General features: G+C 71.3%; 16 protein-coding genes. 11 read left to right on the forward strand and 5 right to left on the reverse strand.

Features of this window, described 5'->3' with window-relative positions; genetic code table 11:
• Positions 1–26 precede the first annotated feature (26 nt).
• Together OG975_RS41900 and OG975_RS41905 are read left to right on the forward strand one after the other, a co-directional pair.
• Complete coding sequence (locus tag OG975_RS41900; RefSeq protein WP_330309026.1) at positions 27–812, forward strand: SGNH/GDSL hydrolase family protein; 786 nt, start codon at positions 27–29, stop codon at positions 810–812.
• Positions 813–963: 151 nt separating this feature from the next.
• Positions 964–1710, forward strand: a complete 747-nt coding sequence (locus OG975_RS41905; RefSeq protein ID WP_406334848.1) for an SIMPL domain-containing protein — start codon at positions 964–966, stop codon at positions 1708–1710.
• Positions 1711–1836: 126 nt separating this feature from the next.
• Here OG975_RS41905 and OG975_RS41910 read toward each other — a convergent pair whose 3' ends face one another.
• The 5 genes from OG975_RS41910 to OG975_RS41930 all read right to left on the reverse strand — a co-directional run bounded on the left by OG975_RS41910 (position 1837) and on the right by OG975_RS41930 (position 4625).
• Positions 1837–2457 carry a TetR/AcrR family transcriptional regulator gene (locus OG975_RS41910; protein WP_406334850.1) on the reverse strand — a complete coding sequence of 207 codons (621 nt, stop codon included), beginning with the start codon at positions 2455–2457 and terminating at the stop codon, positions 1837–1839.
• A 94-nt stretch (positions 2458–2551) separates the two neighbouring features.
• Positions 2552–2971 carry a hypothetical protein gene (locus tag OG975_RS41915; RefSeq protein ID WP_406334851.1) on the reverse strand — a complete coding sequence of 140 codons (420 nt, stop codon included), beginning with the start codon at positions 2969–2971 and terminating at the stop codon, positions 2552–2554.
• Positions 2972–3058: 87 nt separating this feature from the next.
• Entirely contained in the window at positions 3059–3211 is a 153-nt protein-coding gene (locus tag OG975_RS41920) for a hypothetical protein (protein ID WP_406334852.1), read from the reverse strand.
• A complete protein-coding gene (locus tag OG975_RS41925; RefSeq protein WP_406334853.1) occupies positions 3208–4386 on the reverse strand; it encodes a Glu/Leu/Phe/Val dehydrogenase dimerization domain-containing protein in 1179 nt (392 codons plus the stop codon). Before OG975_RS41925 ends, OG975_RS41920 begins: the two co-directional genes overlap by 4 nt.
• Positions 4383–4625 carry a hypothetical protein gene (locus OG975_RS41930; RefSeq protein ID WP_406334854.1) on the reverse strand — a complete coding sequence of 81 codons (243 nt, stop codon included), beginning with the start codon at positions 4623–4625 and terminating at the stop codon, positions 4383–4385. The genes OG975_RS41925 and OG975_RS41930 overlap by 4 nt, the downstream gene beginning before the upstream one ends.
• A 422-nt stretch (positions 4626–5047) precedes the next feature.
• On the opposite strand from OG975_RS41930, the gene OG975_RS41935 reads away from it, so the two are divergent.
• The 9 genes from OG975_RS41935 (at position 5048) to OG975_RS41975 (ending at position 14397) form a co-directional block, all read left to right on the forward strand.
• On the forward strand, positions 5048–6265 hold the full coding sequence (locus tag OG975_RS41935) for an MBL fold metallo-hydrolase (protein ID WP_406334856.1): 1218 nt from the start codon (positions 5048–5050) through the stop codon (positions 6263–6265).
• A 355-nt stretch (positions 6266–6620) separates the two neighbouring features.
• Positions 6621–8828 (forward strand): ATP-binding protein, encoded by a 2208-nt coding sequence (locus OG975_RS41940; protein ID WP_406334857.1) that lies wholly within the window; start codon positions 6621–6623, stop codon positions 8826–8828.
• Between the two features lie 74 nt (positions 8829–8902).
• Positions 8903–9337: a roadblock/LC7 domain-containing protein gene (locus tag OG975_RS41945; RefSeq protein ID WP_327433695.1), complete on the forward strand. Its 435-nt coding sequence runs from the start codon at positions 8903–8905 to the stop codon at positions 9335–9337.
• A 2-nt stretch (positions 9338–9339) separates the two neighbouring features.
• Positions 9340–9711, forward strand: coding sequence for a DUF742 domain-containing protein (locus OG975_RS41950; protein ID WP_330310378.1), 372 nt, complete (start codon positions 9340–9342; stop codon positions 9709–9711).
• On the forward strand, positions 9689–10288 hold the full coding sequence (locus tag OG975_RS41955; RefSeq protein WP_406334858.1) for a GTP-binding protein: 600 nt from the start codon (positions 9689–9691) through the stop codon (positions 10286–10288). The genes OG975_RS41950 and OG975_RS41955 overlap by 23 nt, the downstream gene beginning before the upstream one ends.
• 28 nt (positions 10289–10316) lie before the next feature.
• Positions 10317–10907, forward strand: a complete 591-nt coding sequence (locus tag OG975_RS41960; RefSeq protein ID WP_406334860.1) for a GAF domain-containing protein — start codon at positions 10317–10319, stop codon at positions 10905–10907.
• A 205-nt stretch (positions 10908–11112) separates the two neighbouring features.
• Positions 11113–11952 carry a Gfo/Idh/MocA family oxidoreductase gene (locus tag OG975_RS41965; RefSeq protein WP_406334862.1) on the forward strand — a complete coding sequence of 280 codons (840 nt, stop codon included), beginning with the start codon at positions 11113–11115 and terminating at the stop codon, positions 11950–11952.
• A 182-nt stretch (positions 11953–12134) separates the two neighbouring features.
• Positions 12135–13163, forward strand: a complete 1029-nt coding sequence (tdh, locus tag OG975_RS41970) for an L-threonine 3-dehydrogenase (protein WP_406334864.1) — start codon at positions 12135–12137, stop codon at positions 13161–13163.
• A 40-nt stretch (positions 13164–13203) separates the two neighbouring features.
• Positions 13204–14397: a glycine C-acetyltransferase gene (locus OG975_RS41975; protein WP_406334865.1), complete on the forward strand. Its 1194-nt coding sequence runs from the start codon at positions 13204–13206 to the stop codon at positions 14395–14397.
• The last annotated feature ends 2 nt before the right edge of the window (positions 14398–14399 follow it).

The following is a 14399-nucleotide window of genomic DNA, read 5'->3' on the forward strand; positions in this document are numbered from 1 at the left end:
ACGATTCGAAGAGTGACATCAGATCAGTGATCGGGTCGTACGTGGCGGTGGGGGACAGCTTCACCGAAGGCGTCGGCGACCCCGGCCCTGACGGGGCATTTGTCGGTTGGGCCGACCGGTTCGCGGTACTTCTCGCGGACCGGCGGCCCGAAGGCGACTTCAATTACACCAATCTCGCCGTGCGCGGCAAACTGCTCGACCAGATCGTCGAGGACCAGCTCCAGCGGGCGAAGGAACTCGCCCCGGATCTGGTCTCGTTCTGTGCGGGCGGCAATGACATCATCCGGCCCGGCACCGACCCCGACGAGGTCGCGGAGCGCTTCGAGCGCGCGATCGCCGACCTCACCGCCGCCGTCGGCACCGTCCTGGTGACCACCGGCTTCGACACCCGTGGCGTCCCCGTGCTCAAGCATCTGCGCGGCAAGATCGCCACGTACAACGGACATGTGCGGGCCATAGCGGACCGGTACGGCTGTCCCGTCCTCGACCTGTGGTCGCTCAAGACGATCCAGGACCGCCGTGCCTGGGACGGCGACCGCCTGCACCTCTCACCCGAGGGCCACACCAGGGTCGCGCTCCGCGCCGGCCAGGTCCTCGGCCTCGAAGTGCCCGCCGACCCGGACCAGCCCTGGCCGCCGCTGCCTCCGCGCGGCACGCTCGAAATGCGGCGCGACAACATCCACTGGGCGCGCGAGTACCTGGTTCCGTGGATCGGGCGGAGGTTGCGCGGGGAGTCGTCGGGGGACCACGTGGCGGCCAAGGGGGCTCTTTCGCCCGACGACATCAAGATGCGGATCGAATCGGTGGCCTGAGCGGCAGAAGCGGCGCCGGGACGGGCCGCCGGTGGCTCGACCGGTGAGGTGACAGCGCGGGAGTGGCGCGGGGCGGGGCGCGGTCGGCGGTGCTGGGATGACCGCGAACCGCCCCGACGTCCCGAGGGGCGGCGCCCGAAGGAAACTCCGCATGCCCGCCCTCCGCGCGTCCACCGCACTCGCCGTGACCCTCCTCGCCCTCACCCTTCCGCAGACCGCGACGGCACCCGCGTTCGCGCTGGCCAGCCGCCCCGGGCTGAGCGCCGAGCCCACCCCCTCGACGGTCACCGTCACCGGCCAGGGCAGCGCCACCGCCGCGCCGGACATCGCCGTCATCGGCGCGGGTGTCGACGTCATCGCCAAGACGTCGAAGGAGGCGCTCGCCGCGCAGAGCGTCGCGTCGAACGCCCTGCTCGACGCCGTACGCGCCCAAGGCATCGAAGAGCGGGACATCCGTACCGAGAGCATCTCGCTGTCCCCGGTCTACGAGGACCAGAACGGCGTCTCCCAGCTGACGGGCTACGAGGCCGCGCAGTCGTTCTCGGTGAAGGTCCGTGCCATCGGTACGACGGGTGCGGTCCTCCAGGCCATCACCGACGCGACCGGAGACGCGGGCCGCATTCACTCCGTCGCCTTCGACATCGCCGACCCGGCCCCGCTGCACTCCCGCGCCCGCGAGGCCGCGCACGACGACGCCCATACGAAGGCCCTGGACTACGCCCGCCTCAGCGGACGGCGCCTCGGCCGGCTCGTCTCCCTCACCGAGAGCGGCAGCGGCGACCTCCGTCCCGTGCCCATCGCGGCGGCCGCCTTCGACCAGGGTGGGGCGGGCGTACCGGTGGCTCCCGGGGAGATCCGGGACACGATCACGGTGACAGCGGTGTACGAGCTGGACTGAGGGGGACGGACGGTGGTGAAGGGGCGCGGGGCTGTGACGTCACGCGGCTCCGCCGCGTGGGCGCGACCAGCCACGACGCACCCGCACCTGGCGCACCGGACTGCCGGCGGTGCGCTTGGGCGCGCCTCAGCGCACCGCCGCCACCAACGCCTGCCGCTCAAGTCCCAGTTCGCGAGCGAGCGCCTCGTCCACCCACTCATGGGTCCGTGCCCGTGACACCGCGCCCGCGTACGCCGTCATCTGGACGGCCAGTCCGTCCAGCAGCGCGGTGAGCCGCAGGGCCGCACCCGTGGGATCCGGGCAGTGGAACTCGCCCGCGGCCACACCCTCCGCGATGACCTCGATGATCGCGGCCTTCCACTGCCGGTCGAGATCACAGGTGACCTCCCGCAGCGCGGGCTCGCGCAGCGCCGCCGCCCAGCCCTCGATCCACAGCCGCCAGCCCTTGGCCTGCCCGGTCGGCGCGTACCAGCGCACGGCCGCCCGCAGCCGCCGCAGCGCCGTCGTACGACGGCCGAGCAGCTTACGCAGATGGGCGAGGTCGTCCTCGGCCGCGTAGGTGAACGCGGCGGCCACCAGCTTCTCCTTCGTCGAGAAGTGGTACAGCACCAGCGCGTTGCTCACCCCGAGCGAGGAGGCCACGTCGGCGATCCGCACCGCCGCCACACCCCGCGCCTCGATCTGCTCGACGGCAGCCCGCAGCAAGTCCTCACGCCGCTCCGCCACGCTCAACCGCACTCTCGCCACGCGGCAACCCTATCCTCCGCCGGGGACAGCGCCGGAGGAGGCCGCTCCCTCCGGTCTCTCCGGCTGGACGGCACCGCGGCGCCCCGCGCGCGGATCAGTCCACGAACTGGTAGTCGACCTTGATGCGACCGTCCTCGCCGACGACGAGGAACTCCAGGCCACCGCCCGTCGGTTGTCCCTCCCCGGTGTGGAAGGACTCCCAGCGGAACGTGATCACGTCACGCAGTTGCCGGGCGGCCTCCTGGATCCTGAAGACATACGTCCCCGGGGCGACGAACTCCTCGTAGGCGCGCGTCACGCGTGCGTGCAGCTCGTCGTGGCCGCGGGCCTCCAGCGCGGCGGTGGCGAAGCCGAGGCCCACCGCCCGCTCGTGCATCTCCTGGGGCGGCCGCAGGATGTGCAGACCGTCGTCCGCCCACAGTTCGTGGACGGTCTTGCGGCGGATCTCGGGGTCGGGCTCGTTCCACACGCCTATGTAGCGCTCGATCAGGTCCTGTGCGTCGATGGCGGACATGGTGCTCCTTGTGCGGGTCGGTACGCGAGGTCTGACGTCACCTCGGGATGCGGTTTCCGACGTCAGCTCGGTGTGCGGTTTCTGACATCACCGACTCTGCTGCCGCACGGCCCGCGCCTCAATTCCCCGCAGGGAATGGCCGCCCTGTGCCAGGACTCCGTGGGCGGAGGTACCCACCACGGCCACCGAGCGCGGGTCGAAGCGGGCGGTCAGGCCCGCCCGTGGCGGCCCGTCCGTCATCTGTACCACCCGAACCGCTCCGCGATCACCGGCAGCCGGTCGGTGACGATGGCGTGTGCGGCGGCCCGCGCGGTCGTCCCGTCGGCCTCCGCGCGGGCCAGCATCTGGTCGATCAGGGCGCGCATGGAGCGCCGCGTGTACGCGAACGCCTCGTCCGCGTCGGCGCCGATGTCGCCGAACAGCGTCCACCACCACCAGGCGTTCGTCCCGGAGTTGACGACCACGTCCGGCAGGACGGTGACCCCGCGCGCGGCGAGCAGCTCCTCCGCCTCCGCCAGGACGGGCATGTTGGCCGCCTCGACGATCCAGCGGGCGCTGATCCGCCGCTGGTTCACGGCGTCGATCGCGTACGAGACCGCCGCGGGCACCAGCACCTCCGCATCGACGGACAGCCAGGCGTCGCCGGGGAGTTCACGGTCCGTGGGGCGCAGCGCCGTGCGGTCGACCGTCCCGTACGCGTCACGCGCCGCGAGCAGCGCCTCGACGTCGAGGCCCTCGGGGTTCGCGATCGTGCCCTTGACGTCGGCGACGGCCACGATGTCGAGCCCCGCGCGCGCGAGGAAGCGGGCCGTGGCCCCGCCCATGGTGCCCAGGCCCTGCACGGCGACGCGCGTCCCCGCGTAGGCCACCCCGGCGCGGTCCAGGGCCGCGAGCACCGACTCGGCGACACCGCAGCCGCCGACCAGCTCGTCGAGGCCGATACCGTCCACCTCGACCGCGAAGGCGTCCGCGAGCCGCTGCCGGGCCGTCGCCTCGTCGTCGAGCAGCGGGTACACGGCCTGGATGGACGACACGAGCCCCGCCTCCTCGGCGGCCCGGTCGACCAGGTCCTGGGTGAGGCCGAGGTCCTCGCCGGTGGTCCAGAAGTTCTCGATGTGCGGGCGCATGGCGCGCAGATAGCGCACCAGAAGGCCGTACGCCGCCGGGTCCTGGGGATCGCAGTCGATGCCGCCCTTGGCGCCGCCCAGCGGGATGTAACGGCCCTCGGGGTTGTAGTGCAGGGCCTCCTTCATGGTCATACCGCGGGCGAGCCCGGCGACCTCCTCCAGCGTGCAGCCGGGACGCATCCGCAGACCGCCGCTGGAGACACCTCGCACCAGCCGGTCGACGACGAGGAAGCCCTGGCGGCCGGTGACATGGTCCGTCCAGGTGAGCGTCATCAGGGGGGCGGTCATCGGGTCTCCTCGGGGATGGCGATCAGGGTGGGGCCGGGGGTACGTGGGGTGTCGCCCCGGGCGGTCATCTCGTCGCGGTTCTCGCCGTAGCCGCCGTTGTCGAACACCAAGACGGGCGGCGCGTAGCCGAGCGTGCCGAAGCCGGTCGGCTGAAGATAGCGGCCCGCGGCACCGAGCGGGAGGTACGGGATCCAGCGCGCGTCGGGTTCGGCGGTCCCGGCATCACGGGCGGCCCGCAAGGCGCGCGCCCGCGAAGTCGTCCTTGTCGGCGTCCACACGGGTCACCCGAGCAGTTACTGAATCGTTGGTCAGTATCGGAACTGGCACGGGGTCCTGTCAACGTACTGAATGGATCATCAGTAGAGGGCGGCTGGGGCGGCGCGGGCCAGGTCCGTCGGACGCACCCTCCGAGAGGGATCGGTGAGGGAGCGGAGCGGGTCCGCCCGGCGACTTCAGGTTGTACTCGCTTCCGTCACCGGTGAGCACACCTGCGCCCGGGGTGCTCGAGTACGGTTCCCTGGCGCGGAAGAAGTGCGGGCGCGGTGGGGTTGAGGAGAGACAGACCCAGGGCCACGGACATCGTGCTGTGACAGGGGCGACCCGGCGCTGTCAGAGGCGACGACCATAATGAAAGCCTGACCGACTCCATATGGAGGTATCCGTGACCGGTTTCCGTACCTTGAGCTCCGGGCTCCGCTCGCTGCGGCCCGCCGCCTTCGGCGCGGATCCGGGCGGTGAGCGATGGGAGCGCATCCGCAGGTCGCCGAACTTCGCGGACGGTGTCTTCCAGAATCCGGAGAGTGCCCGGACCCGCCCCGACGGTTCCATGGTCGAGTTCGCGAAGGTCTACTTCCGCAGCGAGGAGCGCGCCCACCGCGCCCCGACCGGGACGGTGCCAGTGCACGCGACGACGCTCGCCGACCTGGCCAGGCCCGCGGCGAGCGGCCTGCGGATCACCTGGATGGGGCACTCCAGCGTCCTCGCGGAGATCGACGGGCACCGCGTGCTCTTCGACCCGGTCTGGGGCGAGCGCTGCTCCCCGTTCAACTTCGCCGGGCCCAAGCGGCTGCATCCGGTGCCCCTGCCGCTGGAAGCGCTCGGTCCGGTCGACGTCGTCGTCATCTCGCACGACCACTACGACCATCTCGACCTGCCCAGCATCAAGGCCCTGGCCGACACGGACACGGTGTTCGCGGTGCCGCTCGGCGTCGGCGCACACCTCGAGCACTGGGGTGTGTCGGCGGACCGCCTGCGCGAGCTGGACTGGAACGAGACGACGAAGATCGGCGGAATCTCCCTGACCGCCACACCTGCGCGTCACTTCTGCGGCCGCGGTCTGCGCAACACGCAGCACACGCTGTGGGCCTCCTGGGCCGTCGCGGGCGACGAGCACCGGATCTACCACAGCGGCGACACCGGCTATTTCCAGGGCTTCAAGGACATCGGCGCCGAGCACGGCCCGTTCGACGCCACGATGATCCAGATCGGCGCGTACAGCGAGTTCTGGCCCGACATCCACATGACGCCCGAGGAGGGCATGCGCGCGCACCTGGACCTCCAGAGCGGGCGGCCCTCCGGAGTGATGCTGCCGATCCACTGGGCGACGTTCAACCTGGCGACGCACCCCTGGGCGGAGCCCGGCGAGGGCACGATGGCCGCCGCGCAAGCGGTCGGCGCGCGCGTCGCACTGCCGCGCCCCGGCGAGCCCTTCGAACCCACGGCCGAGACCATCCCGTCCGACCCCTGGTGGCGCGGCGTGGCCCTCCCGCCGGCGGGCGGATGGCCGGCCGTCGAGAAGGCCGTCGCCGCCACACCGGGTGACGTCGCCGCCGACGCGACGGAGGACACCGGGGAGCCGGAGACGGTGCCCGCGGGCTGAATTTCCTGAATTTCCGATGGACGGCGAGGGCCGGGGAGCGAACTGCTCCCCGGCCCTCGCCGTCTGTTTATGACCACTCCTGACCAGCTCCGATCGGATCGACGCCCCGCTGGAACGTGTGTCCGATGGAGTTATCGGTCTGTCGTACGAGGCCTCATACCAGAGCGGGACGCTGGCCGTGGGACTTTGTCAACTGCCCACCGCACATGATGCGTTGCCGACTACTGTGAGTTGCCGTCGGGCGACGCAGGGCCGATTTTTTCGGCACTCGCGACCGACACCGCGATGGCGCACGCCCGAGTCGCGCAGACCGCGGGAGCCCCCGCGCTTCCGACGCCACAGTACGAGGACACCGATGTCTCACCTTCGCGCACCGGCCGCACGCGCAGACCGCCGTGAGGGCGGACGGCATGGGCGACCGGTCGCCCATGCCGCCCCCTCGCTGCCCGAGACCCACCTGCGGCCCCAGCTGCTGCGTCTGGCGGTCCTGCCACCGATCGCGGTGGCCCTCAGCGCGTGCGCGGCCGTACTGTTCACCGTCCGCTCCACCGGCGCCCGGCCCGGCCTCGTCCTGTGGGCCGTACTCGCGGGAGCCGTCGGCGTGGCCCTGGCCGGCATCCTGATCGCCGCCGTGGCCGCCGACCGCGCCGCCAAGTCCGTACGGGACCGCATCGGCGCCCTGCGTCGCACCAGCGCGCGGACGGAGGACGACCTGCGCGTACTCGTCGAGGGACTGCGCCGGGGCGAGACCCCGCCCGTGCGCAAGGCCCGTCGCCAACCCCCGGCGGACGCCGACGACTTCGAGCTGCTCGCCGCCGATCTCTCGCGGGCTCACGACGGTGCCGTCGTGGCCGTCGTGCAGGCCTCGCAGCTCTCCAGCCAGGCGGGCAGCGAACAGAAGGTCGAGGTCTTCGTCAACCTGGCCCGCCGCCTGCAGTCCCTCGTGCACCGCGAGATCTCCATCCTGGACGAGCTGGAGAACGAGATCGAGGACCCGGACCTGCTCAAGGGCCTGTTCCACGTCGACCACCTCGCCACCCGCATCCGCCGCCACGCCGAGAACCTCGCCGTCCTCGGCGGCGCCGTCTCACGCCGTCAGTGGAGCAACCCCGTCTCCATGACCGAGGTGCTGCGCTCCGCGATCGCCGAGGTCGAGCAGTACTCGCGGGTCAAGCTGGTGCCCCCGATCGACGGCACCCTGCGCGGGCACGCGGTCGCCGACGTCATCCACCTGCTGGCCGAACTCGTCGAGAACGCCACGGTGTTCTCGGCCCCGCACACCCAAGTGCTGCTCCGCGTCAACCTGGTCACCTCCGGACTCGCCGTCGAGGTGGAGGACCGGGGCCTCGGCATGCCGCTCGGCGAGCAGAACAAGATGAACGCCCTGCTCGCCGACCCCGACCAGGTCAATGTCGCCAGCCTGCTGCAGGACGGGCGCATCGGCCTGTTCGTGGTCTCGCAGCTCGCCCGGCGCCACGGCATCCACGTCCGGCTGCAGACCAACATCTACGGCGGTGTCCAGGCGGTACTCGTCGTGCCGCAGGCGTTGCTGGGTACCACGCCGGGCGCCCCCGGGGACGTCACGCAGGGGCAGCCGCAGGAGGCGCCCGGGGGAGGGCGCCCGCCCGCGAGACCGCAGGTCACGCAGCCGGTGCCGGCGCCCGCGTCGCCCGGCGGCCGCGCGGTGTCCCCCATGCCGCGGCAGTCCCGGCGGGAGCAGGCACCACCGCCCGCCGTACCGGGTACGCCGCTCGCACCGGTCGTGGGCAGCAGCGGTCCCGCGCCGCTCCCCGTGCGAGGTACCCACATGGAACGGCCCAACCCGGCGGAGGCCCTGCCCGGCATCCGCCCCGAAGACCGGCGCACCGCGGCGGAGAACGCGGCCGTGCCGCCCACGCCGCGCGGCGGCGCCGTCCGCGGCACCATGGGCAAGCCCCAACTGCCCAGGCGACGTGCCCAGGAGCACATCGCACCCCAACTGCGCGACGGACCCGCACCCCGCCAGGAGACGGAGTACGTCGCCGGCCACGACCCGGGCCTGATGGCGGCGTTCCAGCGGGGGATCGGTCTCGCGGAGGCGGCTCACGCGGAGACGGAGCGCATGCGGGCATCGTCCGTGCAGTCGTCGTCCAAGAGCCGGGCGCACTTGGACCTGGTGCACACGGATCCGCTGCCGCCTCTGGAGGTGGTCCGGGTGGACGTGCCGCCGGTGGGCGCGGCCCACCTGGATGGTGCGCACATGGACCACGCCCACGTGACGCGCGCGCACATGGACAACTCCCACATGGACGACGCCAACATGGAGCGACCGCACCTGGATGTGCTGCACATGGATGGCGTGGCCCAGGTGGACGGGGCGTCCTCCGCCGCCGACACCCCCAACGTCGGTGCCCCCAGGGACGTACCGCTGATGGACGCGACGCCCGCGCCCACGGCGCAGATAGCCGAAGCGCACACGGCGCACGCGTCGGCGCCGCACGACGCGCAGGGGACGCGGGACACCGCGCCCGCGCCCGGACATGACCTCACTGCCCGGCACGACGGGAGCACACCGGCCGGATGACGACGCCCCTCACTACCCCCACACCCACCCCCTCCGCTCCCGCAGACCTTCGTACCCCAAGGAGTCGATCCACCATGGCGAGCGATGCGCCGACCGGCCATGTATCCGATCTCGACTGGCTGATGAGCGGTCTCGTACAGCGCGTACCCCACACCACCAGCGCGGTACTGCTGTCCTGCGACGGGCTCGTGAAGTCGGTCCACGGCCTCGACCCGGACAGCGCCGACCACATGGCGGCGCTGGCCTCCGGCCTCTACTCCCTCGGCCGCAGCGCGGGCGTCCGCTTCGGGGACGGCGGCGACGTGCGGCAGGTCGTCGTCGAACTCGACTCGACCCTGCTGTTCGTCTCCACCGCGGGCTCCGGCACCTGTCTCGCCGTGCTCGCCGGACGCGAGGCGGACGCGGCGGTACTCGGCTACGAGATGGCGATGCTCGTCAAGAGCGTCCGGCCGTATCTGATGACCGCGCCCCGGCAGCCCGCCGTCGGACCCTCGGCGATGAGGCCTTGAGCGTGGCCGCGGCCGGCGACGGGCCCTGGCTCGACGACGCGGCCGGACGGCTGGTGCGCCCTTACACGGTCAGCAACGGCCGGACCCGGCCCACGACCGCGCTCGACCTCCTGTCCCAGGTCATGGCCACCGGAGCCACCCCCCTCGGCTACCTCGGCCCCGAGCACAGCCAAGCACTCGAACTGTGCCGGATGCCCGTCTCGGTCGCGGAGATCGCCGCCCATCTGAAGCTCCCGGCGGTGGTCACCAAGGTCCTGCTGTCCGACCTCGTCGACTGCGGGGCGCTCACCACGAAGCCCCCGTCCTTCCACCACAACCCCACTGACCGGTCTCTTCTGGAGGCAGTGCTCGATGGACTACGACGACAGCTCTGATCCCTTCCCCACCGCATTGAAGATCTTGGTGGCGGGAGGGTTCGGAGTCGGCAAGACAACCTTCGTCGGCGCGGTGAGCGAGATCGCGCCGCTCAGCACGGAGGAGCTGCTCACCACGGTCAGCGCAGCGACCGACAGTCTCGACGGCATCGAGAACAAGGTCGAGACCACCGTGGCGATGGACTTCGGCCGCATCACCCTCGATCCGGAACACGTTCTCTATCTGTTCGGCACACCCGGACAGGAGCGGTTCTGGTTCATGTGGGACGAGCTCTCCGAAGGCGCGTTGGGCGCGGTGATCCTTGCCGACACCCGCCGCCTGGAGGACTGCTTCGCGGCCGTGGACTTCTTCGAGCAGCGTGGCCTCGGATTCATCGTCGCGATCAACGAGTTCGACGGCTCGTACCGCTACGACCCCGCGGAGGTGCGCGCGGCCATCGACCTCGACCCCCAGATCCCCGTCGTGCGCTGCGACGCCCGGATCTCCAGCTCGGGCGTGCAGACCCTGCTCACCCTGGTCCGCCACCTGCTCGCCCACGCGCCCGCACACGCCCCGAGCCACGGAGCCCACACATGACACCCACCCCGAGTCAGGGAGCCCGTACATGAGTTACGACCCGCCGCGTACGGCCGGTCGTCTGCTGCTCACCCCGGAGGACAAGGACGCCCCGGCCCGGGTACGGCGGCTGCGCCGACTGGGGCTGGGGGAGCGCACGGAACCGGCCTTCGACGCCTTCGCGGACCGGCTCGCCGAAGTCGCCGCGGTTCCCTACTCGATGGTCAACTTCATCGACGAGAACCGGCAGTTCTTCGCCGGTCTGCACACCCCGGACGCGGGCGGCCGGAGCGTCCTGCCCGCCGTCGGCACCGAGGACAACGCCGTCCCCCAGGTGGGCCGCTATATGACCCGTGACTACGGCTTCTGCCCCCATGTGGTGGTCCGCCGCAAGGCGCTGGTCCTGGAGGACGTCTGCGACTACCCGCGCTTCGCCGGGAACCCGGTCGTCGACGACTTCGGCGTCCGCTCCTACCTCGGCGCCCCGCTGATCGACCACACGGGCATCGCCCTCGGCACGGTCTGCGTCGTCGACGTCGAGCCGCGCCCCTGGGGGAAGGCAGGGCTGGAGACCATCAAGTCGCTGGCGGCGGAACTGGTCGAGCTGCTGGAACGGCGGGAGGGCGGCCTGGGGTTCTGACGAGGGGCCGGGCAGTCGGCGCCCGGCGTTGGTGTGTGTGATGCGCCCACATGGGATGTACGTATGGCATGTCCCCGTAGTCGATGGCATGTCCTCCGTAGTCGTATGTCGGTACTCGTATGTCGGTGCCCAGGAGAGGTTGACCCGGCCCTTAGGGAGGAACGCTGCGCCCGAGCCTCTTCGACACCGCGTGGAAAGGCACACCATGACCGACCTGCGTCTCGGTGCCCTCGGCTTCGGCCTGCGCGGTTCCCTCGCACGCATCGCCCACCGTCCCGGCCGGGGCTCCCGCGTGACCGTCGTCGCCGAACACGACCCGGTGCTGCGGGACTGCGCCGCCGACCGCATCCCCGGCGCCCGGACCGTCGACGACCACCACAAGGTCATCGGCGACCCCGAAGTCGACGCCGTGCTCGTCCTTACCCCGGACCACACACACGCCGACATCGCGTGCGAGGCGCTGGGCGCGGGCAAGGCCGTCTTCGTAGAGAAGCCTCTGGACATCACCATCGAGCGCTGCGACCGGTACACGGAGGACGGCCACTGGCCCCCGCACACCCAGCGCGCGCTGAACCCTGTGATCGACGTCGAGGACGTGTCGCGCGTCAACATGCGACTGGACAACGGGGTCCTGGCGGCCTACCAGCAGTGTCACTTCACCCCCGACTACTGGCGCAACTACACCGTCATCGGTGACGCGGGCCGCCTGGAGAACTTCGGGGACGGGCCCGGCGGAGTGGTGAAGGTCTGGAACAGCCGCCGCTCGGGGCAGCGGGACCGGGCCGACGCCGAGTACCGGGTGCCGGAGGCCGACGAGAACACCGCGCACGGGGGCGCCGACCCGCTGCTGATCGACGAATTCCTCCGGTTCGCGCGGGAGGGCGGGCGCACCGACACCTCCCCGGTCGCCGCGCGCATGGCGGTGGCGGCCGGATTCCGGGCCACCGAGTCGCTGCGGGACGGCGGCACCGCGCGCGAGGTGCCGCCGCTCGCACGGGATCTGGTCGCCTACTTCGAGCGGGGGCAGGTCCGCAGGGAGGCGTGAAAGAAGCCGCGGCCGCTGCTCAAAGAAACAGGCGTGAAGGAAAGCTGCGGCCGCGCTTAAGAAAACCTCGATGGACCAAGAGCACCGGCGTACGGCAGATTCCTACGGGAATTCACCCCTCTCCCCGGTACGGGCTCCTTCGGCGTGCCCTGCCCCGGGACCTCACCCACAGGAGCCGTAGCGTGAAGGCGCTGGTCAAGGAGAAGGCGGAGCCCGGGCTCTGGCTCGTGGACGTTCCGGAGCCGCAGGCCGGCCCCGGCGACGTACTGATCAAGGTTCTCAGGACCGGGATCTGCGGCACCGACCTGCACATCCGCAACTGGGACGGCTGGGCGCAGCAGGCCATCGACACGCCGCTTGTGCTCGGGCACGAGTTCGTCGGCGAGGTCGTCGAGACCGGCCGTGACGTCCCCGACATCAAGGTCGGTGACCGCGTCAGCGGCGAGGGCCACCTGGTCTGCGGCAAGTGCCGCAACTGTCTGGCCGGGCGCCGCCACCTCTGCCGCGCCACGGTCGGCCTGGGCGTCGGCCGCGACGGCGCGTTCGCCGAGTACGTGGTCCTGCCCGCCGCCAACGTGTGGGTGCACCGCGTCCCCGTCGACCTCGATGTCGCCGCGATCTTCGACCCGTTCGGCAACGCCGTGCACACGGCGCTGTCCTTCCCGCTGGTCGGCGAGGACGTCCTGATCACCGGCGCGGGCCCGATCGGCCTGATGGCCGCCGCCGTGGCCCGCCACGCGGGCGCCCGCAACGTCGTCATCACCGACGTCAGCGAGGAGCGCCTGGAGCTGGCCCGCAAGATCGGCGTGAGCCTCGCGCTGAACGTCGCGCACGGGACGATCGCCGACGGTCAGCGCGAACTGGGTCTGCGTGAGGGCTTCGACATCGGCCTGGAGATGTCTGGCCGCCCCGAGGCGATGCGCGACATGATCGCCAACATGACACACGGCGGCCGTATCGCGATGCTGGGCCTGCCCGCCCAGGAGTTCCCGGTCGACTGGTCCCGGATCGTCACCTCCATGATCACGATCAAGGGCATCTACGGCCGCGAGATGTTCGAGACCTGGTACGCCATGTCGGTCCTCCTCGAAGGCGGCCTCGACCTCGCCCCCGTCATCACCGGCCGGTACGGCTACCGCGACCACGAGGCGGCCTTCGCGGACGCGGCCGGCGGCCGCGGCGGCAAGGTCATCCTCGACTGGACTGTCTGAGACCTCCACGATCTCCACGGAACTCTCTAAGGAACTGATGATGTTCGATTCCGTACGCGACGACCTGCGCACCACCCTCGACGAGATCCGCGCCGCCGGACTGCACAAGCCCGAGCGCGTCATCGGCACCCCGCAGTCCGCGACCGTGAACGTCACCGCGGGCGGCCGCCCCGGCGAGGTCCTCAACTTCTGCGCGAACAACTACCTCGGCCTCGCCGACCACCCCGAGGTCGTCGCCGCCGCCCACGACGCGCTCGACCGCTGGGGCTACGGCATGGCGTCCGTGCGCTTCATCTGCGGTACGCAGGAGGTGCACAAGGCGCTGGAGGCGCGGCTGTCCGCGTTCCTCGGCCAGGAGGACACGATCCTCTACACCTCCTGCTTCGACGCCAACGGCGGCGTCTTCGAGACTCTTCTCGGAGCCGAGGACGCGGTCATCTCCGACGCCCTCAACCACGCCTCGATCATCGACGGCATCCGGCTGTCCAAGGCGCGCCGCTTCCGGTACGCCAACCGTGACATGGCCGATCTGGAGGCCCAGCTCAAGGAGGCCTCCGACGCCCGCCGCCGGCTGATCGTCACCGACGGCGTGTTCTCGATGGACGGCTATGTCGCGCCCCTGAAGGAGATCTGCGACCTCGCCGACCGCTACGACGCCATGGTCATGGTCGACGACTCGCACGCCGTCGGCTTCGTCGGCCCCGGCGGCCGTGGCACCCCCGAGCTGCACGGCGTGATGGACCGCGTCGACATCATCACGGGCACCCTGGGCAAGGCGCTCGGCGGCGCCTCCGGCGGTTACGTCGCCGCCCGCGCCGAGATCGTCGCCCTGCTGCGCCAGCGGTCGCGTCCGTACCTCTTCTCGAACACGCTCGCCCCGGTGATCGCGGCGGCCTCCCTGAAGGTCCTCGACCTGCTGGAGTCGGCCGACGACCTGCGCGTCCGGCTCGCCGAGAACACCGCGCTCTTCCGCTCCCGGATGACCGAGGAGGGCTTCGACATCCTCGCCGGTGACCATGCGATCGCCCCCGTCATGATCGGCGACGCGTCCGTCGCCGGGCGCATGGCGGAGCTGCTCCTGGAGCGCGGGGTGTACGTGATCGGCTTCTCGTATCCGGTGGTTCCGCAGGGGCAGGCCCGTATCCGGGTGCAGCTGTCCGCGGGGCACTCGACGGAGGATGTGAACCGGGCGGTGGACGCGTTCGTGGCCGCACGCGCGGAGCTGGAGAGCTGAAA

Source organism: Streptomyces sp. NBC_00203 (assembly GCF_045206325.1).
Classification (GTDB): domain Bacteria; phylum Actinomycetota; class Actinomycetes; order Streptomycetales; family Streptomycetaceae; genus Streptomyces; species Streptomyces lutosisoli.